Raw genomic sequence first — 25,107 nt, 5'->3', positions numbered from 1 at the left:
GAGTTAAATGGGCATCAGGCTGCATCAGCAGCCTTTTTTTACTTTACAATTTTCCCATAAATTGTTTAACTAAATGAAGAATCCTAAAAATGCGAGGACATCATGAACAAATTTAAACAGTATATAAACCAGTTTCACCCGATTGTTTGGGTGCTGCTTGTTGGAACCATTATGTCCAGAGGTTCGTCCTTTATGACATTGCCGTTTCTATCAATCTATTTATCGCGGCATATGGATCTGCCGCCTGTCATCATCGGCATAACCGTAGGAATGAGCCCGTTGATGGGAGCGATTGGGGGCTTTATTGGCGGGAATTTATCCGATCGTTTTGGGCGAAAAAAAGTGATGTTGGTCTCCTTATTCGCCATTTCCATTGTTTACTATGGTTTTACGATTGCAGAATCTCAAGGGTGGTTTATTCTACTAAACGCGTTAAATGGGCTTTGCAATTCCTTTTTTGAACCAGCTTCACAGGCATTAATGGGCGACTTAACTGGGAAGAAAAATAGAATGAAAGCTTATTCACTAAGGTATACCGCCATTAATATCGGCGCCTCGGTCGGCCCGCTATTGGGTGCTTACTTGGCTATCACATCTGCAAAACTGTCTTTCGCCTTAACCGGCAGTGTTTACTTGCTTTATGCATTTATTCTATTATTCTTGATGGGAAAACTGGACGTTGGCAAGGCTGAACAAAGCAATAAAAAATCTGCTAACATGATCGATGCTTTTCGGATTATGAAAACCGATAAGGCGCTGCTGTTTTTAGTGTTAGGAATTATTTTAATCAGTCTAGGATATAGCCAGATGAATTCCAATCTCCCGCAATTCATGCAAATGACATTGCCAAACGGGGTGTTTATCTTCTCGGTTTTGTTGACAATCAACGCCTTGCTGGTGGTCATTCTTCAGATGCCGCTCAGCCACTTTGCGGAAAAGTGGACGCCGATGCAATCGATGGTGGTCGGGGCATTATTGATGGCTGCGGGGTTATTTTGCTTTGGTTTTATTAACGGCTGGGCGACCGCGATTCTTTCTATTGTTTTCTTAACGCTAGGTGAAATCTTCATTTTCCCGTCTAACAGTATGCTGATTGACCAGCTCGCACCGGAACACTTAAGGGGAACATATTTCGGAGCTGGCCAGTTTTCGAAAATTGGTAATTTTCTCGGTCCGATTATTGGTGGTTACCTCTTAAGCCATTTTCACGGCCGTATTATGTTTTGGGTCATTTCTCTCATTGTTTTTGCGAGTATTCTATTTTTTAAACTTGGCAATGGGATCTATGTAAAAACGAGGGTGGCAAGTGGGGAAAAAGGCATATAAAAAGGTGTCAGGCATTGAGCTTGACACCTTTTTATATGAAATTCGACAAAAAATATTTGTCTATTCTTTGTTCAATGCTGAATGTCTTTTTCCATAGCTAAAGTAAATAATTAAACCGATAACTAGCCATACGATGAAACTGATCCATGTAATGGATGGAAGTTGAAGGGCTAAGTATCCACAGGATAGGAAGGCTAGGATCGGAATCCATGGGACAAACGGAACGCGGAAACCTTGTTTTGGCGGACCTTGTTTTTTGCGTAGAAATAAAATGCCGACAGAAACGGACATGAACGCAAATAGAGTGCCGATATTCGTTAATTCAGCCAGCTTACCAAGTGGTATTAAGCCGGAAAAAATAGAAACGAGGCAAAATGTAATCCAAGTATTTACAACCGGTGTTTTCTTTTTCTTATCTATTTTCGAAAAAGCTTTAGGAAGCAGCCCATCTCGGCTCATTGAATAAAACAAGCGGGTTTGTCCATAAACCATTACGATTAGAACGGTTGTAATCCCAGCAATTGCTCCAAGGGAAATGAAACCAGCAACCCAGTCTTGATGAATGTAACTAAGTCCAAATGCGACAGGATTTTTTACATCAAGTAAATGATACGGAACAATTCCCGTTAATACAGCTGATACCGCCACATATAGAACCGTACAGACGACCAGTGATGCAATAATTCCAATTGGCATATTGCGCTGTGGGTTTTTTACTTCTTCCGCTGCTGTTGAGACTGCGTCAAAACCAATATATGCAAAGAATGCTGTTGCAGCTCCAGCTGTTACCCCTGAGAATCCGAACGGCATAAAAGGCGTCCAATTGGTAGGCTTCACATACCATGCGCCGACACCAAGAAATAGAAGAACAACGACTATTTTAATGATAACCATAATTGCATTAATTCGTGCTGATTGTTTCGCTCCCCTTGTTAATAGGAATGCGATTAAAAGAGTGATTAAAATTGCCGGTACATCTATAAACGTACCATGCGCCGGGTCATATGCGCTCGAGATTGCTTTAGGAATGTGGATCCCAAATCCGGCAATTAGACCTTGAAAGTAACCAGACCATCCGCTGGCAACGGAAGCACAAGCAAATCCATATTCGAGAATCAAATCCCAGCCTAGAATCCACGCGATAATTTCGCCAAAAGTAGCATAACTATATGTGTAAGCACTGCCGGCTACGGGTACCGTAGAAGCAAACTCTGCATAGCAAAGGGCAGCAAAAACACAGACAAGCCCAGAAATAATAAAGGAAAGGATAAGGGCCGGTCCTGCATGCTCGGCAGCGGCTACCCCTGTCAGAACGAAAATTCCCGTTCCAACAATTGCGCCAATACCAAGCATGGTTAAGTCAAAGGCGCCTAATTCTTTTTTTAAAGAACCCTCTTTTTTTCCTGACTCCTTGATTAAATCTTGAATGGATTTTTTTCTAAACAAATCCATACGATATTTCCTCCTTAAATCAAAATCAACTAAATATTCAGATAAAATTAGTAAATAAGAATTATAGCAAATTTTGTCGAATTTTATAACGGAATCTATAATATAATTTATTTTAGAAAAAATCAAATATTTTTAAAAGTAAAATTCCCCCAAATAAGAACGAGTAAGAATTCTTGTTAAAAACCTAATTAGTAAAATAAATTTCCTCTAATAAAAAATGGTATCTTTCGTTTACAATCACCTTCGACATGTTTATCTTTAAATGATTGTGCCTTTTTAGATGTCAGTTTTCATTATATAATACCTCATATCGAATCAAATCTCCCAATCATACAAGCTTAATCAAGGAGGTCAAATCGCCAGAGTCATTGACACGACTAGATTTTGATGGTTTTTTAGGATAAGATAAGTTAACAAAAGGGAGCCAAAAAATGAAAAAAACAGCTCCAGAACTAACGGTAGCTGCGAAAACTTAAGAAGATAAAGATAAAACTAGTTTTTATAAATTTGCAAAGGATTAAATTCTAAACTTAATGTTATAAAGCATCGGTTCATCTTGAGGTGAACCCCTTAAGTTGGACCAAAAATCCAACATGGGGGTTTTTAATTTTTTTGGTAAGGCTCTTTTCGTAAACTTTGTTGCTTTTGGACCTTTATAAGGGTCAATTACTAAGTTTCTAGGCAATTTTCGCAAATGTCCTTACGAAAAGATGCCACGAAACCTCTAGCTATACGGGTTGATGAAATAATACCAAAAACAACAATCTATGCGAAAATAGCCTTTGGTAAAGATAAATAAATTACTTTTAATAAAAAATTTCACCTGCTATAACACCCAAAATAATAAGAATATCTAATGTTAAAAGTATCCTCATCCATAATTTCATAACGTTATCTCCATTCTTTAACCTTTTTTTCCTTTCCTAAAACCCAAGTAAAAAACACCCAAACTATAGGATACAAACCCGAAAATAATCATAATAACTTTCTTATGCAATTTCCATAGTGAGGCCATATTGGAAATAAGTGTTCCTTTGGTATGTAAATAATAGAGATAGACAATTAGCAGGGATAGGAAAATAAGAAAGAGAACCTTAAGCAATCGGAAGAAACTTATATTTTCGAGAAAAGCTGTTTTCTGTTTCTTCTTTTTTGAGGAAGATTTTTTTATTGCTCTTGTTTCAGCCATAGAATTCTCCTCTCAATTTTTAGTTAGAAAAAATATAAATTACATTTTATGTTTGTTTGAGGTTTATATTTAAAAATAATTATCTTTTATAAGCATACATCATTATTCGCATTCTCACTAATAGATGTTTTGAAATAAATAATACTTGATAGTCAATTATTCTTACATAAAACAATTCTAAACGTTTTCATTTACAATAACTTAACCATTCATTAACTATTTTCCTATTTCTTTTTAACCATATTCCAAACTACAATGGAAACAGATACAAATTGAGGTGAAAATAATGGATGAAGAAAAGGCGTATTTAGGAATTGTCATCATCATGTCCTATTTGAGGGATTATATTTTCAGCTTCACTTTTATCAATGTATTGGTTCTTCTTTTTAACTCTCCTTCTAATATGCTTGTAAATGTTATTGTTTGTGCTGTGCTATCTGTTATCCCTACATACAGAGACTTTGAAGAAAAAAGGAATGATGAATGACGTTACTGTGTCAAAAGCCCCGCTCAGCTACGGCTATGGAAGATCTTCGATATTTTATGATGATTAAGACCACTTGTTGTGACGGTCGTTAAACAAAGAAAAAAGCAACCGCCTAGCCTCCGACCAAAGAGTAAGGTAGCTACTTTTTTTCTATATATAACAATTCACTTTTAGGTTAGTCGCTCTTCTTGCGGTAAGTAGTTGCATAGACTGAGTGTTTCCTTATACCCATTGAATGGAGCCAAACTCACCATGCGGATGGCTTTGTAATTTAAACTCCCTATATTCATATTTTAATCTCGATAATGGCAACTCATAAAGCTTTTGATCTTCTTTTTTATATACGTTTAAAAAAATAAGTTTATTAATAAGTTTTTGTCGTTTTTTTTCATCATTATTTCTCATAAGAACCACTCCTTCACTTTTACAAAAAATTTCCTTTGACGATAACAGCTTGTAAATTCGGACTGATTACATTTGTGTTATGAATTAATTGTATTATAACCTTATAATTCCTATCTGTAAAGTATGAATTAAAAATATTCACAAAAAAGCCAGCATAACCGTCCCCGTGGTCATCCCCTCATAAAGCATCCCGCTATAGCTGGAAAACTCCCGAATTCCTTTTTCATGTCCTGAAACGAAATGACTTCATTTCCTCTCGTAAGCTCGAATTCTAGCGGATATTCGTGACAGTTCAATGGGGTTTTATGAAATGATTGGATATAGAATTGGATGGCTGGGGGAGTAAATAGCAATCACCAAAATAAATATTGTGCCTAGTACGGCATGAATATTGTCGAAGATTAGTAGGTCATTGGTTAGATTTAAAATGATAGAATGGAGTTGCAGCTGAATATTGTTAGGGTGGGTGGTTGTCAGTCTTCTTTCCGTTATTAGGAAAGGAGGTGATAATCATGGAAACATTTCTTGAAATTCCACGAGAAGTTCTGAAGGGAATACTGCGTGAAGTGGCCGCTTATTTCTTTCGGAAAAACATTCTAGAAAACAAGAAAACCACCCTACGCCGTCACAAGCAAAAGGGTGGTTCTCATAAAAAATAGTACTTAGACAACCATCACCCTGACGGTAGAGGTTGCAGGAGAGAAGTGTTAGAGCACTTCTCTTTTTTTATTATATATCCATTATAAACAAAAACATTCCGTTTTAGAAGGTAAATTAAATATTAGGGTCAGCCCCCTACTTATTTCATTTGTTCCCTCATCCGGTCCGGCAGGCTTTGAATGGATTGGACTACCATATCAAGCTTTGATTCAATCCGATAAAGTAAGTAGAGTGTCACCGCGATCGGAAAACCCACTTCACTAATGATTGGAATGATCTGTTCCATTTTGACTACCTCCTTCCATTATAGTAAAAGAGACCGGCTTCTCGAAGAATCCGGCCTTTCTCTCATTCTTAAACAAGCTCATAATCTGTCACATTGCGTTCTACGACTCTTGCACCCTTTGCAGAGACAAGGTCGCCGCTTCCGGTATAGAAAGCACCTGAGCTTACGATTTGATCTATTGATCGCTTCACAACCGCTTCATCAATCGGTTCTTTCGGATTATCAACCGTAATGCGGGCAATTTTACCAGTCGCGGTCACAAACTGTAATTCCAATGTTTTAGCCAATTCAATCACCTCCAATCCTCTATGATCACCTTTTTATTAGGCTAGTAAATCAGAACTGTCTGTTTTCTCAACCCGGTTAAGCGTGTCATTACACAATACAAAGATTGCTTGTGCTGCTTGATAGAGTTGGTCCGCCGTAGCTGTTTTTTTAACATTGTTGAAGGTCTTAGCTTTTAAAATCGGTTTCCCTTGCTCGTCCATGCCCGTTTCGAATACGATGCGAAGCTTGGTGGTTGCTAGTCGCGCTTGTGCCATGTGTATCACCTCCTTACACCTTCTATATAAAGAAAAATGGAGGGAAAAGGACATGGTATTGAAAAATAATTTTCTAGATTTATGGGTCAGCCCCGTCCCTTTGAAAGGTATCTAAAGGCATATGAAGAAGAAAACAACAATATTCTTTAACAGATCCAATAAATAAAAACAGGGCATAGGAAATTTCCATGCCCTGTTTTTTGGTTTATGAAATTTGTGGTCAGCAAGATTCTTTGGTTTGCCGTTTCGGATTAAAACGGCTCGATGGCTTTCTCGTTTTTTCCAGTTTGAGGCTGATTTTCAATTCTTCTTTCTTCAACTTCCTTAGGAATTTCTTTAAGGTGTTTATTTACTTCTTCTACTTGATTGGTAGTTCGCATTTCATCCATTTTCAAAAACCTCAATTCATTAAAATATCTTTGATAAATATAATATGCCTCAGTGATAAAGATTTTATGTCCATTAAATCAGACCTGCAATATTCAACGAATGAACTATTACAAGAAGACCAACAAGGAATTATATGATTTTTTCCAATCCGGCAATACGTTGTCAGTCCGTTTGGTAAGAATTTTTTCCTTCAATCGAAAAAAAACTATGAATCACATTCCAACTGAAATGTAATCCATAGTTCCTTAAGTTAATGACATTGATTACCAAAGCAGTTTTGCTTCGGAATCTAGACTTTTACTGTCAATTATATTAAATCCCATACTGGTGTACTTACCCTAACTGGCGTTTAAATTGTTTACTGGCGAAGAAGTAAGCGATGACCATGATGCCGACGCACCAGGCAAGCGCGATCCAGATACTGTTGCCAACAGACCCTTCGTACAAGAGGGCACGAATCGCATTCACGATTGAAGTCACGGGCTGGTTCTCAGCGAACGCACGGACAATTTTAGGCATAGTTTCCGTGGGGACAAAAGCCGAACTGATAAACGGCAGGAAAATCAACGGGTACGAGTAGGCTGTCGCCCCTTCCATAGACTTCGCTGTCAATCCGGGAATGACCGCCAGCCATGTCAGCGCCAGCGTAAACAGCCCGAGTATCCCAGCTACCGCGAGCCAATCCAGGATATCAGCGTTGGAACGGAAGCCCATTAAGAGCGCGACGAGGATAACCACCACGACAGTAAGCGCATTGGAAACAAGTGAGGTCAACACGTGAGCCCACAATACCGACGAGCGTTTGATGGGCATAGTAATGAAACGTGCCATCAGCCCGCTCTTTCCATCCGTAAACAGCCTTAGTGAAGTGTAAGCGACGCCGGATGCGATAGCCATCAGCAAAATTCCCGGCAATAAATAATTGACGTAGTTGTCCGTGCCTGTCTTTATGGCGCCACCAAATACGTAGACAAACAGCAGCATCATCATAATCGGCGTAATCGCCACCGTGATAATCGTATCCGGGCTGCGCAAGATGTTGCGCATTAAACGACCAAGTAATACCCCTGTTTTGCTTTTCATTTACATTTCCTCCTTTTTGCCGATGATCGCGAGGAAAATTTCCTCCAATGTCGGCTGCTTCTCAATGTACTCCACTTTCGCTGGAGGGAACATCTCTTTGAGTTCGGTAAGGGTACCGGTGGTGATGATTTTTCCACCATGCAGGATGGCGATACGGTCCGCCAGTTGTTCGGCTTCCTCCAGGTACTGGGTCGTCAGCAAGATGGTCGTGCCGCCGCCAGCAAGCTCCTTGACGGTATCCCAGACTTCTATCCGCGCTTCAGGGTCAAGCCCTGTCGTCGGTTCGTCGAGAAAAATGACTGCTGGCGTCCCGATCAGGCTCATGGCGAGGTCAAGCCGGCGCTTCATCCCGCCGGAATATTGGTCCGCCCGGCGGTTGGCTGCATCAGTCAGGCTGAATCTTGCAAGCAGATTGTCGGCGACTTGAGCGGGATTGGAAACTCCCCGCAACTTGGCGATCATCATCAAGTTTTCCCTTCCTGTGTGCATGCCGTCTAAAGCTGCGAACTGCCCTGTCAGGCTGATGCTCTGGCGAACATGATCCGGTTGACGCTGGACGTCATAGCCGCAAATACCTACTTCGCCGCCATCGGGCTTCATCAGCGTCGAGAGGATGTTGACCGTCGTCGTCTTGCCCGCTCCATTTGAGCCCAGCAGTGCGAAAATTTCGCCACGCCGGACCTCAAAATCCACTCCCTTTAAGACTTCCTTGTCTTTAAAGGATTTTTTTAACCCTTTTACAGAAATCGCTGCATTGCTCATACTTTTTTCCTCCTTATAAAAAGTGTCTTTGCGGAGCTAGATTGCCTATACTCTTCTATTTAGTCTGACTGATAATAAGTATTACTTATTACTAGGTTAAAAATATAACTGAATAGCGAAGGCGGCAATTCACATTTGTAACCAGCTAATCAGTCGGATGATCTACCTGAATTTATTTTTTTCCCAATCGATTCATGATACTCTGATTCAAGTCTTCACGATACTTCGCGAAATAGGTTTTAGCGTTTGCCACTAGTTCGTCGGCAAAGGACGCCACGTCGTCCCCCGTGATTTCCAGCACTTGTCTGCCTTCCGCCGCACCAGCTTCGAACAACTCGATTAATTCATACTGCATGTGCAGCATATCCATCCCGTTGCCCGCTGAGAAATTCCACATGTAGTTTTGAATTTTCTTAAATACAAACTGGTAGTCCTCTGGCAGGGCTTCAACCCGTGCCATCATCATCTTATACTCTTTTTTATCACCAATCATTTTTTTGAACATTTCCAACATGTTATTTTTCCTCCTTTTTTATATAGCTGAACAAGACACTCCAAAAATATCGGACGGAATATCTTATGAAGCTAGATTGACTTTAAGACATTGATTTTTGATGATACAAAATCCCATTTTTTCCAAAACAATTCAAGTTCCTGGCGGCCAGCCTCATTAAGTGAGTAAAACTTGCGGGGCGGCCCCATATCTGACGGTTTTTTTTCTATGTTCACAAGTTTTTTCTTTTCTAATCGCACGAGGATGGTGTAGACCGTTCCTTCCACGACTTCGGTAAACCCGAGCTCGTTCAGGCGGCGGGTAATCTCGTAGCCATAGGTTTCATGGCGGCTGATGATTTCCAGCACGCAGCCTTCCAACGAACCCTTCAACATTTCAGTTAAATTTTCCATATTCAGAGTCTCCTTTACCTCCTCTATTTTGTCTGACTTATATTCAGTATAACTCAGTACTGAGGTAAATTTTTACTGAATAACTTTTGGGAAATCATGCTATTCAGTATTGCTTATTACAGGTACATCGTAACACCGAGTAGCAGAGATGTCAACTATTTTTCTAAAAATTATTTCGAGACCAATATTAACGGCTATGCGACACCTTCACAAATTGATACAGTATCTATTTCTTTTAAAGGAAATAAATTGTACAAAGGTTTGGAAAGAAAAAAAGTCGCCGCTGCGACTTTTTATTTAACATAAGCACCCGTTTGTCCACCAAAATATGAATAATTACAACCCCTTATTTCTCCCATAGCTCAACTAATCTACCTTCAGGATCTTCAATCCAAATAAACTTACCAAATTCACTAATCTCTTTTTCCTTTACAAGAGGAACACCAATTTGTTCAAGATGCTTAATAGTCTCGTTTAGATTATAAACTTGGAAATTTAACATCACTTGTTGTTCTGTTGGGAAATAATTGTCATCTTCAGTAAAAAAAGAAAAGATAGTTTCATTTCCTGAATGGGGTTTAATAATAGTCCCATTCCAATTTTCTATTTCAATCTTCAACACTTCACTGTACCATTTTTTTATTGCATCTAGATTTTTAGTCCTCCAAAATATTCCCCCGAACCCTTTTATCATCATAACAAACTCCCTCACTTCTCTATTTACATTAATTTTTCAATTAAATTAGATATTCAAGAAATAAAGATAATTACCTTCTTCACCCAACCCTTTAGTTGAAAAAAGAAAAGAGCAGCCTTTTCTTATCAAGTGAAAAAGCCTTTACTTGTTGGAAGCAAAGGCTTTTTTCAGTGTGTAATATCATTTGGAGCTATTGATAAATGTATTAAGTAAAGCCGGGTAAGGGGGAATCGGCATCTACCTCACCTGAATCGAAGCCATAATTCCCTCATTTTCAGTAAAACGCAAATCAACAAGCAAGCGGTCGGGGGTGAAGTTATGATAATCCCGTAAATATACCGCAACCGCATCAATCAACTCTTGCTCGCTAAGATTTCTAATCCTTCCGCGTACATTGGCTGTTGCTGAAAATCCAAATGATGGATTGAACATTACGTCGGCTTCAACACTTTCTGGATTGGTGTACTCCTTTGCTGCAGTAAATACACAGACGCTGTCAACAAGATCCTGTTCATTAAATAACAACTCCATGATCATTCCATCCTTCCTAATAACGTCTTCTGAAGAAAATACCTTTAATAACGCGAATAATAATCGCAATGATCAGAATATCCACGAGCAATCCAATAAAGGAAAACCCATAGGATTGGCCGTAGTTATGGTAGCCGAACGGATGAAACATGCTTCCTAATAACGTTCCTGCTCCAAATGCGGCAGCGTGGCTCCAAAAGCTGCTTCTTTTCGATGTTGGTGTATTAGAATAGGATTTCGACCTCGAGACACTGCTCGAAGGCGATTTATACCCAGAGTGATATGTGCTGCCAGATCTTATAGTCGACGAATGACTGCTAAAAGAGGAACTATGGCTAATGGTACTATGTCCGCCACTGAACATCTTAGCCTCCGTCATGCTAGGTACCATAAGGGACAAAAGTAACACAAAAGCAATCAATAATTTTTTCATCTATCATTCTCCTGTAATAAAATATGAAATTGGATTATAAATACATCCATACTCAATTTACGGATAAACATTATATAAGATTCAAAAAATCTTACAAAAAAAGAACCCACCCTTCTTGTGAACAATACCAGTATTATAGCTGCCAAGCTTAAATATCACGAGAAAAAGCACTATAATTCTTTGAGATAAACAGAAAAATTGTTAAGGATTTTTACTGCTATCAACATTGTACAGCAACCTTTTCAGCTAAAAAAACGACTTAGGAAGCAAAATTTCCTCAGCCTTAAGACTGATTTACAAATCAAACACCCTTTACCGCTTTTGTAGAAAGTTTAAATTTCGTTGGTAAAGGATTAACCAGGTGATAAATTAACGGACGAACGGCCGGAGGGATGATAATATGACCTCAAATCAAATTAAAGAAGTTGCTCTTATTCATTTTGCCAAAAAAAAATTACTGTTGAAAGATTGGACAAGCGTATAAGAACTCTTATTTATCTTGTAATAAAATATTACATGCTGAATAGAAAGGAGTGATAATTTGACCTACGAACAATACTTACGAAATCGTGAATGTCGATTAAGAAACAATATCCAAGAGGAATCTCCGTTTGTTTTTGTATATGTTACCAATACCGTTAGCGACACTGTATCCGTCATTAACAACTTTAGATTCAGAGTCATAAGTAATATCCCTGTTGGACACACTCCTCAAGGTATAGCCATAGCCAGTGGATCTCTTGCTTATGTAACCAATAGTGGTAGCAATACTGTATCAGCCATTAACCTCCTAACCAATACGGTCATCGGACCGCCAATCCATGTGGGAAACCAACCTTCTAGTATTGCGATTACACCAGATAGAACTCGTGCTTATGTTGTTAATTCTTTTGTTCCCTTTAGTGTATCGGTTATTAACACTTCAACCGACGAAGTCATCACAACGATACCTGTGAAAGACTTTCCTAGAGGTATAGCGATTACACCAGATGGAACTCGTGCTTATGTTACGATTAACGAAGACGATACTTTATCAGTCATTGACACCATAACCAACAAAGTCATCGGAGCACCTATCCCTGTGGGACACGGTCCTCAAGGTATAGCCATTACACCAAATGGAACTCGCGCATATGTTACCAATGCATTTGCCAATACGGTATCAGTGATTAACACCATAACCAACAAAGTCATCGGAGCGCCTATCCCTGTGGGAAACAACCCTTTTGGTATAACGATTACACCAGATGGAACTCGCGCATATGTTACCAATTCATTAGCCAATACTGTATCCGTCATTAACACCTCAACCAATAAAGTCATCGGAGCTCCTATCCGTGTGGGGAATTTTCCTCGAGGTATCGCCATTACCCCAGGTGGAACTCGTGCATATGTTGCCAATTCATATGACCACACTGTATCCGTCATTAACATTTCATCCAATACAATTTTCGGTACTATCCCTGTGGGGCGTTATCCCTATGGTATCGCGATTGTAACCCTCTAATACACTATTAATTCCACCGATCTCCTTAATATTTCCACCCAATATGGTGTGCTTTCAATTTATTAGTTATTGCGTTTATGTTTACTAATTGGAGAAAGTGAAGATATGTGCAAGCATAGAACCAGATGTTGAACCTATTAAGAGTGGCTGAAAAGCCGCTCTTTTTGTATGAAAAGAATAATTTATTAGTTTTAAAAAATAGATTGGACAAGTGTATAAACAATCTTAATTTTTCTTGAATAACAATATTACAAGCACAATAGAAAGGAGTGATTGATTCATTTGAGAACATACGAACAATACTTGCGTAATCGTGAAAATCGATTAAGAAACTTCAACCAAGAGAATTGTACCTGTAATGTCGCCGTTCCACCAAACGAAGGTTGCTGCTATTGGTCTGATCTAAGAGATCCAGGCATTAAAAGAATTAGAGATGGAGTTTATTATGCTGATGCAAATCTCCAGTGTGGCAGTGGTTGTAGAGGTTTTGACACTGACACTATTTATGAGTGGGATTTAATTGCGATTACAGGAAATCCAAGCATTGCAGGAGATCGAAGAAGAGTAGGTAACGACAGAGTAGAAGTGGCTGGATCTGGACGATTTCTTTTAAGTGTTAGAGTTACGTTTCGTTGCAGATCTGGAGACAGTTTTATTGATTGTCTTAGACAAACTGGAGAAGTATTCACTCAGTAAAGCACGTAAATAGAGTTAAGGAATTCAAAAAGTGGCAATTGTAAGGATAATTTAATCGTTTTAAAAAATAGATTGGATAAGCGTATAAGCAATCTTATTTATCCTGTATAACACTATTAAAAGCAAAATAGAAGGGAGTGAAATAATAATTTGCGCAATGGTCAAAATCGATTAAGAAATCATAATCAAGGAAATTGTAACTGTGACTTTCCTGGAGAAAATACACCTTGTTCGTGCTTCCTATCACGTTTTAGAGATGAAGGCATTAAAAGAATTAGAGATGGGTTATATTTTGCTGATGTAAATCTCGTGTGTGTTGGTCCTGGTGGGTGTCATGGTATTGATGCTTTAATTATTTATGAGTGGTCATTAATTCCGATTTCAGGAAATCCAAGCATTGTAGGAGATCGAACAAAAGTAGGTAACGACAGAGTAGAAGTGGCTGGATCTGGACGATTTGTTTTAAGTGTAGTAGTTACGTTTCGTTGTGTGCGTGAAGAAGAGTTTACGGATTGTCGTAAACGAACTGCAGTAGCATTCACCCAGTCAAACCCGTAAAATTAGTATAGATAAATTTTAATACTCAAATAATTAAGCCCTGCTTACACTATACTGCTTCTTAGTTCAGTAAAAAATAGCTGCCAATATGGCAGCTGGACCTTAAACTCTTGCACCCGTTAGCAATCCATGAATCGGGTAGTGTAAGTAGATTTTTTCACAATCTTCTTATTTAGAATCCTTATTTTCCAGTTTCACCAAAAAGCTTAATTCTTTCACCAATTTCATCCCGTACACGTTGGAAGAATGCCCATTTTTCTTCATCTGTTCCTTCTGCTTTTGCCGGGTCATCAAAGCCCCAGTGAACCCGTTTCACATGTGGAGGAGTTACAGGGCAGTGTTCTGCTGCGTGTCCGCATAGTGTAACAACTAAATCAGCATTATTAAGGATTTCCGGATCGATTACATCAGATGTTTGGTTTGAGATACCGATTCCTACTTCATTCATTGCTTTTACAGCATTAGGATTTAAACCATGAGCTTCAAGCCCAGCACTTTTTACTTCCCACTCATCACCTAAATGCTTTTTCGCCCAGCCTTCTGCCATTTGGCTACGACAAGAGTTACCCGTACATAAAAAATAGATTGTTTTTCTAGCCATGATGTTTTCTCCTTATTTTTCGTGTAGTATTTTATAAATGATTGCTGCACAACTTGCACCCAATATGGTTGCTAGGATGTACACCCATAAATATTGAGTTGTTCCTGATACAATTGCCGGTCCAATTGACCTAGCTGGATTCATTGATGCACCACAAATTGGACCTGCAAACATGGCTTCTAAGCCGACAGTTGCACCTATTGCAATTCCTGCAAAGGATTTAACGGCTTTTCCATGTATCGCAGAACCGAAAATAACCATCATCAAGAAAAACGTAAGAATAAACTCCAAAATAAAAGATTGCCCCCATGAACCTCTTGGTAGGGTAGCCCCTAATGAAGCAACGTTATCGAATAAACATAATAACGTGGTACTGGCAGCAACTCCTGCAATTAGTTGTGTAATAATGTAATTTGTTGCTTCCCTCTGGCTTATATCCCCATGGATTAAAAAACCTATGGTAACAGCTGGATTAAAATGTGCACCAGATATATGCCCGAAAGTGTATATTAAAGCCATAACCACAAGCCCAAATGTTAAGGCAATCCCGACATGCGTCAGACTTTTTGTAACATTATCAATTACAACAGCACCTGTACCAGCAAAGACTAAGAAGTATGTTCCTAAAAATTCTGCAATTAGTTTCTTTTTCATTTGTACCAACCTATTCGATTTTTACCTTAGCAACATTTAGTGAAGTTAAGCCCAGGGGTTTCCAATAAAAATTTAGCATAATCATCTTTTACTTTTACTGGTGATACACCAAAAACTTTTTCATAAAAGGTAATTGATTTCTTTAAATTTGTTACATTGATTCCCACATGAGCGTATTGGATATACGTTCCCTCCTTAAATGATTTATTAAATCAAAAAAATTTGATGTATAATCCAAAAAAATTAGCAACAACTTCCCTTACCGGTTTTTCTGAAAATACAACATAGTTCTTCTGACAGTAAATTGTTTACTGTTACATCATTCAAATCATAATAATTCCATGTACCCTTTGTTTCTTTGACAATAAGACCTGCATCCAACAAAATTTTTAAATGGTAGGATAACTTAGATTGTGGCATTTCGAATATCTCCGTTAAGTCGCATACACATGTTTGACCTCTTTGGCAAAGTTCGTACATGATTTCCAGGCGCTTTTGATCAGCTAATGCTTTAAATTTCTTTTCATATTCATGAAACTGTTGTGTCATTGTGTTTAGCTGTTTTCCTTTCATCAATTTTTTTTGATGTTTTAATTATATGGTTGATTTTATATTCAATGCAATATTTAAATCAAAAAAATTGATATAGTCATGAGAGTTCTTGTTCAACTCAAGTGGTAGTCGAAGAAGAAAAGAACTCAAAAAAGGCTAACCTAGAGTTTAACCATTTTCTTTTGAATTTTTGGAACATAAATGTTAGGCTTTTCAGGAAAATAGGATGTTACTCTTCATTCGCTAACTTATTTCTTTCAACTGATTTATACAATCCTCTCTAACAAATCCCCGACTTGTTTTGCCATGACTCGAGATGGATAAGGCATTCCATTCTTTAACCACCATTCCACAACACCAACGTATGCATGTGCATCTACTTTGGACATAGTAGGTCACCAAACTTTCTTAAAGATATTCAACAATTTTAATTAATTTGTTGGATAAACAACGAATTGCGTTTATTTAACCATTGTGTGCATGCTGTTTCTCTTTATAATAATAAACAGATGTTGTATAAGCAATCGATGATGTTTTTTATTTTCAAACAATATTTAGAAAGGGCGTTTTAATTATGTCTAATATTCAAGATAAAGTTGTCATTATTATGGGTGCATCAAGTGGGATTGGTGAAGCAACTACCAAGAAACTTGCACAAGAAGGAGCAAAATTAGTGATTGCTGCTCGTCGAGAGGATCGCTTAAAATCTCTTGTTGAATCATTACCAAACACTGAAATCTCATACGCGGTTGCCGACGTATCGAATAAAGCGGAAGTTCAAGCAGTTGTAGATTTGGCGATTGAAAAATATGGTCGGGTAGATGTGCTCTACAACAACGCTGGAGTGATGCCAACTGCGCCACTTTCAGATACTCGCTTTGATGAATGGCGTCAAATGTTAGATATTAACATTATGGGTGTTTTAAATGGAATTGCCGCTGTATTGCCTATTATGAAGCAACAACAGTCCGGTCACATTATTTCAACTGATTCCGTAGCTGGACATGTTGTTTATCCAGGGTCTGCTGTATACTGTGGGACTAAGTTTGCAGTTAGAGCGATTATGGAGGGATTGCGCCAGGAAGAAAGAGAAAATAATATTCGTTCAACTATTGTTTCACCAGGTGCTGTCAGTACTGAACTTTATACAACCATTAATACTCCTGAAGATCGAGAATGGGTAAAAAATCTTATGGATTCAGGAGAGGGTTTTTCTTTGAAACCAAGCGATATCGCAGATGCAGTAGCTTATGCGATTAGCACGCCTGAAACTGTTGCGGTAAGCGAAATCTTGATTCGTCCAACAAAACAAGTTATCTAATGGAAGTTGCCATTAACGCAAGGATTAAAAAGTTACCTCCTGGCTTGTTGGAGGCAATTTTTTTAAGGAATAAGAAAGAAAATTTTCGACTTCGAGAATGGTCTAGCTCTAGGCGCCATCGGCTCTAGGTCACAAGTCAATCCGTCCAAAAGGTTAAAAAGCAACCTTTCGGCCGGCTTGTGCTTGTCGCCGATAGGCGGGCGCCTTGCGCTTTTCTTACTAATGTCGGTTTCGTGATAATCCCCATTCATTGATATTATGCTTCAAGCAATTATGAGTTAAATCAGTTAGTAATCTCGACTCGGTGTAAAGATCATTTTAAGGAGGCAGGGTATGGCTAAAGGAAATAATTTGCTTATATTTATTTTAACCTTAGGAGTCTTCGGCATCTTGAATACCGAAATGGGGGTTATTGGGATACTGCCTTCCATTGGTGAACACTTTCATGTCAGTGTATCAAAAGCAGGATGGCTGGTAAGTTTTTTTGCCCTTGTTGTTGCAGTATCTGGTCCAACGATGCCTTTATTGTTTTCAGGGATAAATCGCAAGAAGGTCATGTTACTTGTACTAGGTGTTTTCGTTTTGGGGAACTTTGTCTCCATATTTACATCTAACTTTACCATTGCATTAGTTGCCCGTGTAATTCCAGCCTTTTTTCATCCAATTTATTGTTCATTGGCTTTTACAGTAGCTGCTGCCTCAGTAAGTAAAGAAGAAGCTCCAAAAGCTGTCTCTAAAGTGTTTATAGGAGTATCTGCCGGTATGGTAGTCGGTGTACCAATCGCAAGTTTTATTGCTAGTGCAACTTCTTTACAATTGGCGATGGTATTCTTTGTTATTGTAAATACTATGGCATTCATTGCTACATTACTATTTGTACCATCTATGCCTGTTAAAGAAAGACTTTCTTACGGAGCACAATTATCTGTATTAAAAAAATCACTTACATGGCTTTCCATTGTGACTGTCATTTTATTAAATTCAGCCGTATTTGGGGTTTATAGTTATCTTGCTGAGTATCTGAAAACTGTTACGAATATGTCTACGAACACAATTAGCTTAATTTTATTCGTTTATGGTGGAGCCAATATTATTGGAAATATTGTAGCAGGGAAATTATTAACTAAAAATGCGGCGCAATTTGTCGCATCCTTTCCTTTTGTATTAGGGATGGTTTATATCCTATTATTCTTATTTGGACAGTTTACCCTACCTATGGCGTTCATTACTTTAATTTGGGGAATCTTAGGTGGAGTTGGAGGTAATATTAACCAATATTGGATTGCGTCTTCAGCTCCCGAAGCGCCTGATTTTGCCAATGGATTATTTATATCATCCTGTAACGTAGGAACAACATTTGGTGCAGCTGTTGGCGGGTTATTTATATCAGAAATGGGTACACAATACGTCGTATTGGTGGGAATACTATCATTGATACTAAGTTTGGTAACTATTTTTCTAAGAATCTACATGTTTACCCCTACACAACAACTTTCTAGATAAGGTATTCATTCAACAATCTATAACAGTTTCCTAATCATTATTGATTTATCATCCCTGTCTAATTATGACTTAATTCTTTAATATGTCCTTCTCTTGTTATAAAAGCTGGAGCAGATTCTAGCGGGAATTATACTATATTCAGTTTTAATCAAGTAGCAATTTTATTCAAAAGGAATTAGTCTGGTCCTTCTTGAATATATGTAGGTAAAACATGGAAAAGGGGGAGATATTATGGCTTTTGTTGCGATCTATACGGTTGGCAGGCTAAAGCATCCGTATGAACATCCTGCCTCTCAGGAGTTTTTTGAAGTGGGATATAAAATCATGCGACAGGCATCTTTATCAGGGCAGCTTATAGAGGAGTTTTCACCCTATGGAGTGCCATTCCCTGAAGAAGCTATCAAAGGGGAGGGGGCGCCTATTCTTACTTTAACGGTATGGAATAGTCTTCAATCTTTATATAGCTTTACTTATTCAGGCCGACATAAGCAAGCCCTGCAAGACAGGAACAAGTGGATTGAACCTCATCAAGAGAAACAGCCTACATATGTGGTGTGGTGGACGGAGGCGGTGATGGATGTATCCTGGGAGGAGGCTTTCAAGAGATACAACTATTTTATTCAGCATGGCTCAACTCCTTACGCGTTTGACTATAAGCATGCATTTGATGAATCAGGGGAGACGTTCTCGTTTAAATAGCAGTGGGCTGTTCTCTTTGTATATGGGCACATTATTTCAGATCAAGGATTTTACATAAATCCTGTATTAAATCTGAAATAATGTGCTATTTTTTTTTACCATATTTTAGATTAGCCAATCAAACGTTTGATTGGATTGTCTATTGTAAGAGCCGGTCAAAAGTTTGTTATTTTTTTATCTTACTCAGGAATTAAAGATTTTTCACATTGCCACTATAAAATGTTTTCTTCTTCTGCCTGGACTGGTGACGGAATTCTTCCAGAGCCCCTGACCCAAATAAAACCCCGAATAAGATAAAGAGAAAACCGAAGATTTGTGGGGCTGATATTTTTTCACCAAGGAACAGCACGGCACCGACCAGGGAGAAGAAGGGATTCAAATTGATAAAAATAGCCGATTCCGTCACGCCCACTTTTCCAATCGCGCTGTTGTATATCATATGTCCAATCGCGGTGGCAATTACAGCTGAAGCAAGGAAGATCATCCACACCCCCAAGGAACCGTGTGAAATTTCCCTTAAGCCGCCGGGTTCCGCAAATAAACTGATGAAAAATAAGACAATGGAGCCAACTAAAAGCATATACCCCGTCATTAGGCGTGGATCCAAGGTATCGGAGATTTTTTTGATCAGAACGAAACTATACGATTGGGTTAAAATCGATAAAAAGACGAACAAATCTCCATTTGAAATCCCATTTAGGGACAAGCCGCCGTTTCCTGATACCACGATAAAGGCAACACCCGAAAAGCCCAAAACGATGCCCAAAACCTTAGGAACCGTCACCCTATTTTTTAAAAACAGAAATGCAACAATGGTTGATAGCAGCGGTCCAAGTCCTAAAATAAGCCCTCCGTTAGAAGCCGTGGTTTTCACAAGTCCCATCGATAAAAAGAAATGGTGGCATACGACATTAAAAAAGCCGGCGGCAAGAATATAACGTAACTCCTTTTTGTTCGGTAGTCTGAGCATTTTAAAAAAAGAAAGGATTAGAAAGACGCTAATAGCAGCGGTGAAAACTCTTAGGGAAGTAATGGTCAATGTAGGAAAGGTTGTGACAATGATCTTTGTTGCGATGACATTAAACCCCCAAGCGGCCATAACAAAAACTAAAAGCAAGTAAATTATATATTTTTGCGCATTAGGCATAATACCACTTCTTTCCTTTTCACTTTAACGAACATTATACAACAATCGCAGGCAGTTTTGGGGGTGTGTTTTTCGATTCGCGAAACAAATTATTATAGGGATGTATATTCCCGTGCTTCAAGAGCACGCAGGGGAGATTGCACGAATAGATTTGGACTAATGGGCGAAAACAGTCTTATGAAAAAACTGCTCCTAGGAGCAGTTTTTTACTTCAATCTACACAGTTTGCTTTGGTTGATAAAACTCTTTAGGAATAGGGCCAAAATTTCTACGGTGATACAGCATTGGATCTTTCCCTTTATTGATCTGAAGATCTGTCACTTCCCCAATGAATACTGTATGATCTCCCGCTTCAATGTCTTTAAATGTTTTACATTCAAATACTCCAAGAGCTCCATCAATAATAGGCAATCCATTGCTCGATAGCTTCCAATCACAAGTACTGAAACGGTCATCATGTTTCGTCGCAAACGTTTTACAAAGTTCAACCTGTTCTTCTGCTAATACATGAACAGCAAATTTCCCGCCTTCTTTAAAATCCTTAAGTAAGGACGATCTGTGATCAATAGACCAAAGAACCATTAGTGGCTCGAGCGATACAGAAGCAAATGAATTGACTGTCAGCCCCACTGGTGTTCCATCCTCCTTTGTTGTGGTAACGATTGTTACACCGGTCGGGTAGTCTCCCATAATTTGTTTGAATAAATCCTGATTCGTTTCTTTTTGCATATCTCTTTCTCCTTTAAAAATAAGTGAATTCCATTTTGACTTTATATTATTATAATCTGAATATTATGAAGTATAGATCCTTACGTTTAACATAGTGAAATGTAATGAAATTCTTTTATGAACGTTTTATGCGGTAGTGAAAAGCAATTTATAAGTTGCTAATAGAAGTTAACCTATTTTATATTAATATTATGCGTGTATTTTGAATTTTCCGAGATATGGATTTGATTTTCACTTATTTATTTTTATTTGAAAGAAGGTTTAAATTAAAATGGGAGAGTGAGTCATTTTGATTAATTCAGTAAGCAGGGCATGCCAAATTTTAAGTTGTTTTACTCAAGACGATCCTGTGTTGGGAAATGCGGAGATTGCAGAAAAGCTGGGATTAAGCATAAGTACTACACATCACCTTATCAAAACCCTTTGCAAGGAGGGGGTTTTAATGAGAGATGAAGACAAAAAGTATAGACTTGGTTGGAAAATTTTTGAATGGAATAATCAGGTGATGTTTCAGCAGGATTTTTATGATAAAGCGATGCCTTTAGTGAAGGAATTAATAGAAAGATTTAAAGGGACAGCACACGTCTCCATGTTTGATCAGGGTGATGTAATCCATGTTTTAAGACTTTCTTCAAAAGATTTAGATTCAGTTCCAACTTATCTCGGGGCAAGAAATCCCGCCTATTGTACTAGTGCAGGAAAAACATTGCTTGCATACAATAAATCTTACCTTCAAAAGACAATCGAAAAAGGATTAACAAGACAAGGTCTGAATACCATTACGGATGTCAAGATGCTTGAAACGGATTTGAAATCTATTCGAGAACAAGGTTATGCCATAAGCGATAATGAAAATGATACGAGCACCTATGCCATAGCTGCTCCCATTTTTTCCTATTCGGGGGAAACAATTGCTTCCGTTAATTTAGTGGGTCCAATAAGCTATATGAAGGGGCTTCATCGCGCCCACATTATTCAAAGCGTTGTTCATACTGCTAAAGCCATTTCCCGCGAGTTAGGCTATATTGAGTTGAAAAGGGATAATAGGAAATATATCAAAGGATGAAATTCCTTTAAAAGTTTTAACGAGTAAAAAAAATTCCCCGAATTTTCATAATGTTTCACTATTTTAAATCACTCAATCGAAGTGTATTGAACTTTTTTGTATAGTGATAAACAAGTGATAGAGATTGGTGGATTGAAAGATTAATAAATGGCAGTTTTGTAAACGTTGCCATTTATTTTAATCGTTATGAATGTGCTGTTTCCCCTGTAATAGAGGGAGCAGGCCAATCTGTCAATTTATAGCTGAAACTTATAAAATTTGGAGGGAATTAAGAATGGGTATTAGAACAGGAGAACAATATATTAAAGCATTGGAATCTCGCACTCCGGAGGTATGGCTTCGTGGTGAAAGGGTCACAGATTTGGTCAACCATCCAGTATTCAAACAGCCAATCCAGGAGATTGCCAAGTTGTACGATATGCAGCATGACCCTGAATATCAAGATAAAATCACACATATTTGTGAGGAGACTGGTGAACGTGTGAATAACGGTTTCCTCATTCCAAGAAATGGTGATGATCTTAAGGCACGCAGACAGCTTTTTGAAGTATGGGCTGAGGCTACTTTTGGATTGATGGGAAGAACACCAGATTTTTTAAATATTGTCGTGACATCGATGGCAACAAACGATTGGTTTTTCCGGCAGTATGGTGAACAATATGGCGATAACATTGTTAACTATTACCGATATATAAGGGATCATGATTTATTTCTTACTCATGCCATCGTAAATCCTCAGAATGATCGCAGCAAGGCTTCATTTGAGCAAAATGATGAGTTTACTCACCTGGGTGTCGTAAAAGAGACGGAAGATGGATTAATTGTACGCGGTGCTAAAATGTTAGCAACACTTTCACCTATTACAGATGAGGTAATTGTTTACTCTTATCCAGGCTTTAAGCCAGGAGATGATAAATATGCCATCTCATTTGCCCTTCCACTTGATACTCCAGGACTTAGGATCTATTGCCGAGAGGAAACTCAGGATGGGAAACGGTCGACTTGGGATCATCCATTGGCGTCACGATTTGAAGAAATGGATGCCATTTTAGTATTTCATGATGTTCTCGTACCATGGGAACGGGTATTTATTAACCAAAATGTAGAGGCAGGAAATTTACTCTATCCTAAAACGGGTGCAAACCTTCAGCCTGCCCATCAGTCTGCCGTGAGAGGATTATGCAAGCTTTCATTTGTAACGGATGTGGCATGTTCTGTAGCTGATGCGATTGGTGTAGACGGATTTTTAAATGTTCAAAATCAATTATCCGAGCTGATTCAAGGCGTTGAGACCATCAGGGCGTTGGCGCTAATTGCTGAGTATGAATATACGATTACAGACCAAGGAGAAGCATTGCCAAACATTGTGCCGTTTGAAACCATCAGAGGATTGCTTCCAAAAATGTACCCTAAGGCCATTGAAGTATTACAGACAATTGGTGCAGGCGGCCTCTTAATGTCACCAACTGGTGCAGACTTTGTAAATCCGGAACTAGCTCTAGACATGGAGAAATATTATGTCGGCCGTCAGGGTGTTTCTTCGGAAAAACGAGTCCGTTTATTCAAGTTAGCCTGGGATTTATGCGGAGAGGCATTTGGTCAAAGACTGCTGCAATATGAGCGTTATTATTCCGGTGACCCAGTACGTAAAGCGGGAATGTTCTACAATGTCCATAAGAGAAACAATCCTTCCTATCCGCGTGTGGAACGGGCATTGGAAGAATCTCTGCTTTTGTCGGAGGAATATAAGGCGAAAATGCAAAATGTGTAAGTGACACTATAATCATTCGAGCGTGAGGAGGTTTTTGAATGAAAATCCATCAGACTGAAGGGCTAAAGTTAAATGGCTCGGTCATTGCGATAGGTGCATTCGATGGAGTACATCGCGGCCATCAGTCCGTCCTCCGGGAGATGGTAAAAGCCAGCCAAGTGGAAGGGTTGCCAAGTGTCGTTTATACATTTTATCCGCCCCCGCGTTCTTATTTTCAAGGTGCGAAAGTATTGACTCACCCGGAGAAAAAGATGCAACTAATAAAAAGTTTAGGGGTAGAGCATACCGTGCTTGCACAGTTTAATGAAAAATACCTTCAGCGGACAGCCGATGATTTTCTTGAAGAGTTATCGTTACTGAACCCTGTAAAAATTTTCGTTGGGGATGATTTTCGATTCGGCCATAAACGTGCGGGAGATGTTCAATTATTAAAAGAACATTTCCCGGTCCAACCTATCAACCCAATTTGCAGCACAGATGGGGAAAGGATATCTTCTACTAGAATTAGAGAACTTATTTTACAGGGAAAACAGGAGCAGGCGGTCCCGCTTCTTGGATGGACGTAAGGGGAGAGTTCATCCTTTGCATGGGGAAAAGCAGGCAATTGGAAATTTGAATGCTAAAAGGCACAGCTAGCGAAAATATAAGCTAAGCTGTGCCTTTTTAGCATTTCAAGGTTGGTTTAAAGGTCATTGGAGAAAAAAAGGAGTTTACTTCTCACTTTTTAGCTTGGTGCCGACTGCAAAATAGTTTGCAGGAACTTCATTTACTATTACTCGAACCGAATCGATAGGGGCATTCAGGCTCTCTGAAACTGTCAGGGCAACATTTTTGATACAGGTTTCAATCATTTCACTTTCACGGCCCTTTACTAGTGTAATTTGAACAACTGGCATTTTTTCACCTTCAATCCTTCTCTGTCATACCGAATGCTATTTTAGTAAATTTAATTCATTATAAAATGAAAACAACAGGTAAAGTCAAATGATTTTTAGTCAACTTTAAAGATTAACAGGATCATAAAAGGGGCAGAGGTAAGGAGAAAATTGTGGAAGCCAAGCCGGTTTTCTTTTTTACCTTTTTTCTTTTCATCTAATCTCAATGTTTTAAAATATGGTTATATTCCCCATGCTGATTAGATGTATCCAAAAATT

At 38.6% G+C, this 25,107-nt stretch carries 31 protein-coding genes and 2 pseudogenes; 12 read left to right on the top strand and 21 right to left on the bottom strand.

Annotated elements, in window-relative coordinates; translation table 11 throughout:
• The first annotated feature begins 102 nt into the window (after window positions 1-102).
• Window positions 103-1,326, top strand: a complete 1,224-nt coding sequence (locus BIV60_RS20065; RefSeq protein WP_071357488.1) for an MDR family MFS transporter — start codon at window positions 103-105, stop codon at window positions 1,324-1,326.
• A 60-nt stretch (window positions 1,327-1,386) separates the two neighbouring features.
• Here the strand turns inward: BIV60_RS20065 and bcaP are convergent, their stop codons facing one another.
• A complete protein-coding gene (gene bcaP / locus BIV60_RS20060) occupies window positions 1,387-2,778 on the bottom strand; it encodes a branched-chain amino acid transporter BcaP (RefSeq protein WP_071357487.1) in 1,392 nt (463 codons plus the stop codon).
• A 1,475-nt stretch (window positions 2,779-4,253) separates the two neighbouring features.
• Here bcaP and BIV60_RS20050 point away from each other — a divergent pair.
• Window positions 4,254-4,454, top strand: coding sequence for a hypothetical protein (locus BIV60_RS20050; RefSeq protein WP_071357485.1), 201 nt, complete (start codon window positions 4,254-4,256; stop codon window positions 4,452-4,454).
• A gap of 222 nt (window positions 4,455-4,676) precedes the next feature.
• On the opposite strand, the gene BIV60_RS20045 is transcribed toward BIV60_RS20050, so the two are convergent.
• A complete protein-coding gene (locus tag BIV60_RS20045) occupies window positions 4,677-4,859 on the bottom strand; it encodes a Fur-regulated basic protein FbpA (RefSeq protein WP_071357484.1) in 183 nt (60 codons plus the stop codon).
• Between the two features lie 512 nt (window positions 4,860-5,371).
• On the opposite strand from BIV60_RS20045, the gene BIV60_RS29815 reads away from it, so the two are divergent.
• Window positions 5,372-5,518, top strand: a complete 147-nt coding sequence (locus BIV60_RS29815; protein ID WP_177177350.1) for a hypothetical protein — start codon at window positions 5,372-5,374, stop codon at window positions 5,516-5,518.
• A 140-nt stretch (window positions 5,519-5,658) separates the two neighbouring features.
• On the opposite strand, the gene BIV60_RS20040 is transcribed toward BIV60_RS29815, so the two are convergent.
• From BIV60_RS20040 to BIV60_RS19995, 11 genes are all read right to left on the bottom strand, one after another.
• A complete protein-coding gene (locus BIV60_RS20040; RefSeq protein WP_071357483.1) occupies window positions 5,659-5,805 on the bottom strand; it encodes a YvrJ family protein in 147 nt (48 codons plus the stop codon).
• Window positions 5,806-5,873: 68 nt separating this feature from the next.
• Window positions 5,874-6,092: a DUF2922 domain-containing protein gene (locus tag BIV60_RS20035; RefSeq protein WP_071357482.1), complete on the bottom strand. Its 219-nt coding sequence runs from the start codon at window positions 6,090-6,092 to the stop codon at window positions 5,874-5,876.
• Between the two features lie 36 nt (window positions 6,093-6,128).
• The gene (locus BIV60_RS20030) at window positions 6,129-6,347 is read right to left on the bottom strand and encodes a DUF1659 domain-containing protein (RefSeq protein WP_071357481.1); all 219 of its coding nucleotides are present in this window, start codon (window positions 6,345-6,347) and stop codon (window positions 6,129-6,131) included.
• A gap of 251 nt (window positions 6,348-6,598) precedes the next feature.
• Window positions 6,599-6,736: a hypothetical protein gene (locus tag BIV60_RS29810; protein WP_177177349.1), complete on the bottom strand. Its 138-nt coding sequence runs from the start codon at window positions 6,734-6,736 to the stop codon at window positions 6,599-6,601.
• Between the two features lie 334 nt (window positions 6,737-7,070).
• Window positions 7,071-7,820 carry an ABC transporter permease gene (locus BIV60_RS20025; RefSeq protein WP_071357480.1) on the bottom strand — a complete coding sequence of 250 codons (750 nt, stop codon included), beginning with the start codon at window positions 7,818-7,820 and terminating at the stop codon, window positions 7,071-7,073.
• Complete coding sequence (locus BIV60_RS20020; protein WP_071357479.1) at window positions 7,821-8,582, bottom strand: ABC transporter ATP-binding protein; 762 nt, start codon at window positions 8,580-8,582, stop codon at window positions 7,821-7,823.
• A 172-nt stretch (window positions 8,583-8,754) separates the two neighbouring features.
• Window positions 8,755-9,096: a DUF1048 domain-containing protein gene (locus BIV60_RS20015; protein WP_071357478.1), complete on the bottom strand. Its 342-nt coding sequence runs from the start codon at window positions 9,094-9,096 to the stop codon at window positions 8,755-8,757.
• A 71-nt stretch (window positions 9,097-9,167) separates the two neighbouring features.
• Window positions 9,168-9,488: a PadR family transcriptional regulator gene (locus tag BIV60_RS20010; protein WP_016131412.1), complete on the bottom strand. Its 321-nt coding sequence runs from the start codon at window positions 9,486-9,488 to the stop codon at window positions 9,168-9,170.
• 346 nt (window positions 9,489-9,834) lie between these two features.
• A complete protein-coding gene (locus BIV60_RS20005) occupies window positions 9,835-10,182 on the bottom strand; it encodes a VOC family protein (RefSeq protein ID WP_071357477.1) in 348 nt (115 codons plus the stop codon).
• A gap of 240 nt (window positions 10,183-10,422) precedes the next feature.
• The gene (locus BIV60_RS20000; RefSeq protein ID WP_177177348.1) at window positions 10,423-10,716 is read right to left on the bottom strand and encodes a DUF2653 family protein; all 294 of its coding nucleotides are present in this window, start codon (window positions 10,714-10,716) and stop codon (window positions 10,423-10,425) included.
• Between the two features lie 16 nt (window positions 10,717-10,732).
• Window positions 10,733-11,149, bottom strand: coding sequence for a hypothetical protein (locus tag BIV60_RS19995; RefSeq protein ID WP_071357475.1), 417 nt, complete (start codon window positions 11,147-11,149; stop codon window positions 10,733-10,735).
• A 541-nt stretch (window positions 11,150-11,690) separates the two neighbouring features.
• On the opposite strand from BIV60_RS19995, the gene BIV60_RS19990 reads away from it, so the two are divergent.
• The 3 genes from BIV60_RS19990 (at window position 11,691) to BIV60_RS29245 (ending at window position 13,910) form a co-directional block, all read left to right on the top strand.
• Window positions 11,691-12,656: a beta-propeller fold lactonase family protein gene (locus BIV60_RS19990; protein ID WP_071357474.1), complete on the top strand. Its 966-nt coding sequence runs from the start codon at window positions 11,691-11,693 to the stop codon at window positions 12,654-12,656.
• A 282-nt stretch (window positions 12,657-12,938) separates the two neighbouring features.
• Window positions 12,939-13,352: a hypothetical protein gene (locus tag BIV60_RS19985; protein ID WP_071357473.1), complete on the top strand. Its 414-nt coding sequence runs from the start codon at window positions 12,939-12,941 to the stop codon at window positions 13,350-13,352.
• Between the two features lie 309 nt (window positions 13,353-13,661).
• Window positions 13,662-13,910, top strand: a complete 249-nt coding sequence (locus tag BIV60_RS29245) for a hypothetical protein (protein ID WP_141770500.1) — start codon at window positions 13,662-13,664, stop codon at window positions 13,908-13,910.
• Window positions 13,911-14,091: 181 nt separating this feature from the next.
• Here BIV60_RS29245 and arsC read toward each other — a convergent pair whose 3' ends face one another.
• The 5 genes and pseudogenes from arsC to BIV60_RS28635 all read right to left on the bottom strand — a co-directional run.
• Window positions 14,092-14,511: an arsenate reductase (thioredoxin) gene (gene arsC, locus BIV60_RS19975; protein WP_071357471.1), complete on the bottom strand. Its 420-nt coding sequence runs from the start codon at window positions 14,509-14,511 to the stop codon at window positions 14,092-14,094.
• A gap of 12 nt (window positions 14,512-14,523) precedes the next feature.
• Window positions 14,524-15,165, bottom strand: a complete 642-nt coding sequence (locus tag BIV60_RS19970; protein ID WP_071357470.1) for an MIP/aquaporin family protein — start codon at window positions 15,163-15,165, stop codon at window positions 14,524-14,526.
• Window positions 15,166-15,203: 38 nt separating this feature from the next.
• Window positions 15,204-15,347: pseudogene (locus tag BIV60_RS28640) on the bottom strand (VOC family protein); the annotation flags it as partial.
• Between the two features lie 61 nt (window positions 15,348-15,408).
• Window positions 15,409-15,714 (bottom strand): arsenical resistance operon transcriptional regulator ArsR, encoded by a 306-nt coding sequence (gene arsR, locus BIV60_RS19965; RefSeq protein ID WP_071357469.1) that lies wholly within the window; start codon window positions 15,712-15,714, stop codon window positions 15,409-15,411.
• Window positions 15,715-15,983: 269 nt separating this feature from the next.
• Window positions 15,984-16,091 (bottom strand): annotated as a pseudogene (locus BIV60_RS28635) (TetR-like C-terminal domain-containing protein); the annotation flags it as partial.
• A gap of 200 nt (window positions 16,092-16,291) precedes the next feature.
• On the opposite strand from BIV60_RS28635, the gene BIV60_RS19960 reads away from it, so the two are divergent.
• The 3 genes from BIV60_RS19960 (at window position 16,292) to BIV60_RS19950 (ending at window position 19,240) form a co-directional block, all read left to right on the top strand.
• Window positions 16,292-17,038 carry an SDR family oxidoreductase gene (locus BIV60_RS19960; RefSeq protein WP_071357468.1) on the top strand — a complete coding sequence of 249 codons (747 nt, stop codon included), beginning with the start codon at window positions 16,292-16,294 and terminating at the stop codon, window positions 17,036-17,038.
• A gap of 333 nt (window positions 17,039-17,371) precedes the next feature.
• Entirely contained in the window at window positions 17,372-18,541 is a 1,170-nt protein-coding gene (locus tag BIV60_RS19955) for an MFS transporter (RefSeq protein WP_071357467.1), read from the top strand.
• Window positions 18,542-18,772: 231 nt separating this feature from the next.
• Complete coding sequence (locus BIV60_RS19950) at window positions 18,773-19,240, top strand: DUF3291 domain-containing protein (RefSeq protein ID WP_071357466.1); 468 nt, start codon at window positions 18,773-18,775, stop codon at window positions 19,238-19,240.
• 190 nt (window positions 19,241-19,430) lie between these two features.
• Here the strand turns inward: BIV60_RS19950 and BIV60_RS19945 are convergent, their stop codons facing one another.
• Together BIV60_RS19945 and BIV60_RS19940 are read right to left on the bottom strand one after the other, a co-directional pair.
• Window positions 19,431-20,387 carry a DMT family transporter gene (locus BIV60_RS19945; RefSeq protein ID WP_071357465.1) on the bottom strand — a complete coding sequence of 319 codons (957 nt, stop codon included), beginning with the start codon at window positions 20,385-20,387 and terminating at the stop codon, window positions 19,431-19,433.
• A 216-nt stretch (window positions 20,388-20,603) separates the two neighbouring features.
• On the bottom strand, window positions 20,604-21,116 hold the full coding sequence (locus tag BIV60_RS19940; protein ID WP_071357464.1) for a flavin reductase family protein: 513 nt from the start codon (window positions 21,114-21,116) through the stop codon (window positions 20,604-20,606).
• A 289-nt stretch (window positions 21,117-21,405) separates the two neighbouring features.
• Here BIV60_RS19940 and BIV60_RS19935 point away from each other — a divergent pair, with 289 nt between their 5' ends.
• The 3 genes from BIV60_RS19935 (at window position 21,406) to BIV60_RS19925 (ending at window position 24,519) form a co-directional block, all read left to right on the top strand.
• On the top strand, window positions 21,406-22,182 hold the full coding sequence (locus BIV60_RS19935) for an IclR family transcriptional regulator (protein WP_071357463.1): 777 nt from the start codon (window positions 21,406-21,408) through the stop codon (window positions 22,180-22,182).
• A gap of 274 nt (window positions 22,183-22,456) precedes the next feature.
• Window positions 22,457-23,953: a 4-hydroxyphenylacetate 3-hydroxylase family protein gene (locus BIV60_RS19930; protein WP_071357462.1), complete on the top strand. Its 1,497-nt coding sequence runs from the start codon at window positions 22,457-22,459 to the stop codon at window positions 23,951-23,953.
• Window positions 23,954-23,991: 38 nt separating this feature from the next.
• Window positions 23,992-24,519: an FAD synthetase gene (locus BIV60_RS19925; RefSeq protein ID WP_071357461.1), complete on the top strand. Its 528-nt coding sequence runs from the start codon at window positions 23,992-23,994 to the stop codon at window positions 24,517-24,519.
• A gap of 144 nt (window positions 24,520-24,663) precedes the next feature.
• Here the strand turns inward: BIV60_RS19925 and BIV60_RS19920 are convergent, their stop codons facing one another.
• Window positions 24,664-24,849 carry a tautomerase family protein gene (locus BIV60_RS19920; RefSeq protein WP_071357460.1) on the bottom strand — a complete coding sequence of 62 codons (186 nt, stop codon included), beginning with the start codon at window positions 24,847-24,849 and terminating at the stop codon, window positions 24,664-24,666.
• Window positions 24,850-25,107 lie beyond the last annotated feature (258 nt).

Origin of the sequence: Bacillus sp. MUM 116 (assembly GCF_001866655.1) — a bacterium.
Taxonomy (GTDB): domain Bacteria; phylum Bacillota; class Bacilli; order Bacillales; family Cytobacillaceae; genus Neobacillus.
This window is presented reverse-complemented; position numbering and strand designations above follow the sequence as displayed.

Coding starts and splice junctions, on each gene's coding strand:
- BIV60_RS20030 (WP_071357481.1), bottom strand. CDS start 6,347: ATGGCACAAGCGCGACTAGCAACCACCAAGCTTCGCATCGTATTCGAA.
- BIV60_RS20000 (WP_177177348.1), bottom strand. CDS start 10,716: ATGGAGTTGTTATTTAATGAACAGGATCTTGTTGACAGCGTCTGTGTA.
- BIV60_RS19960 (WP_071357468.1), top strand. CDS start 16,292: ATGTCTAATATTCAAGATAAAGTTGTCATTATTATGGGTGCATCAAGT.
- BIV60_RS19955 (WP_071357467.1), top strand. CDS start 17,372: ATGGCTAAAGGAAATAATTTGCTTATATTTATTTTAACCTTAGGAGTC.
- BIV60_RS20015 (WP_071357478.1), bottom strand. CDS start 9,096: ATGTTGGAAATGTTCAAAAAAATGATTGGTGATAAAAAAGAGTATAAG.
- BIV60_RS20040 (WP_071357483.1), bottom strand. CDS start 5,805: ATGGAACAGATCATTCCAATCATTAGTGAAGTGGGTTTTCCGATCGCG.
- BIV60_RS20010 (WP_016131412.1), bottom strand. CDS start 9,488: ATGGAAAATTTAACTGAAATGTTGAAGGGTTCGTTGGAAGGCTGCGTG.
- BIV60_RS19995 (WP_071357475.1), bottom strand. CDS start 11,149: ATGAAAAAATTATTGATTGCTTTTGTGTTACTTTTGTCCCTTATGGTA.
- BIV60_RS19925 (WP_071357461.1), top strand. CDS start 23,992: ATGAAAATCCATCAGACTGAAGGGCTAAAGTTAAATGGCTCGGTCATT.
- BIV60_RS19940 (WP_071357464.1), bottom strand. CDS start 21,116: ATGCAAAAAGAAACGAATCAGGATTTATTCAAACAAATTATGGGAGAC.
- BIV60_RS20025 (WP_071357480.1), bottom strand. CDS start 7,820: ATGAAAAGCAAAACAGGGGTATTACTTGGTCGTTTAATGCGCAACATC.
- BIV60_RS20020 (WP_071357479.1), bottom strand. CDS start 8,582: ATGAGCAATGCAGCGATTTCTGTAAAAGGGTTAAAAAAATCCTTTAAA.
- arsR (WP_071357469.1), bottom strand. CDS start 15,714: ATGACACAACAGTTTCATGAATATGAAAAGAAATTTAAAGCATTAGCT.
- BIV60_RS29815 (WP_177177350.1), top strand. CDS start 5,372: ATGGAAACATTTCTTGAAATTCCACGAGAAGTTCTGAAGGGAATACTG.
- arsC (WP_071357471.1), bottom strand. CDS start 14,511: ATGGCTAGAAAAACAATCTATTTTTTATGTACGGGTAACTCTTGTCGT.
- BIV60_RS20065 (WP_071357488.1), top strand. CDS start 103: ATGAACAAATTTAAACAGTATATAAACCAGTTTCACCCGATTGTTTGG.
- BIV60_RS29810 (WP_177177349.1), bottom strand. CDS start 6,736: ATGGATGAAATGCGAACTACCAATCAAGTAGAAGAAGTAAATAAACAC.
- BIV60_RS20045 (WP_071357484.1), bottom strand. CDS start 4,859: ATGAGAAATAATGATGAAAAAAAACGACAAAAACTTATTAATAAACTT.
- BIV60_RS20050 (WP_071357485.1), top strand. CDS start 4,254: ATGGATGAAGAAAAGGCGTATTTAGGAATTGTCATCATCATGTCCTAT.
- bcaP (WP_071357487.1), bottom strand. CDS start 2,778: ATGGATTTGTTTAGAAAAAAATCCATTCAAGATTTAATCAAGGAGTCA.
- BIV60_RS19920 (WP_071357460.1), bottom strand. CDS start 24,849: ATGCCAGTTGTTCAAATTACACTAGTAAAGGGCCGTGAAAGTGAAATG.
- BIV60_RS19970 (WP_071357470.1), bottom strand. CDS start 15,165: ATGAAAAAGAAACTAATTGCAGAATTTTTAGGAACATACTTCTTAGTC.
- BIV60_RS19950 (WP_071357466.1), top strand. CDS start 18,773: ATGGCTTTTGTTGCGATCTATACGGTTGGCAGGCTAAAGCATCCGTAT.
- BIV60_RS19930 (WP_071357462.1), top strand. CDS start 22,457: ATGGGTATTAGAACAGGAGAACAATATATTAAAGCATTGGAATCTCGC.
- BIV60_RS19945 (WP_071357465.1), bottom strand. CDS start 20,387: ATGCCTAATGCGCAAAAATATATAATTTACTTGCTTTTAGTTTTTGTT.
- BIV60_RS20005 (WP_071357477.1), bottom strand. CDS start 10,182: ATGATAAAAGGGTTCGGGGGAATATTTTGGAGGACTAAAAATCTAGAT.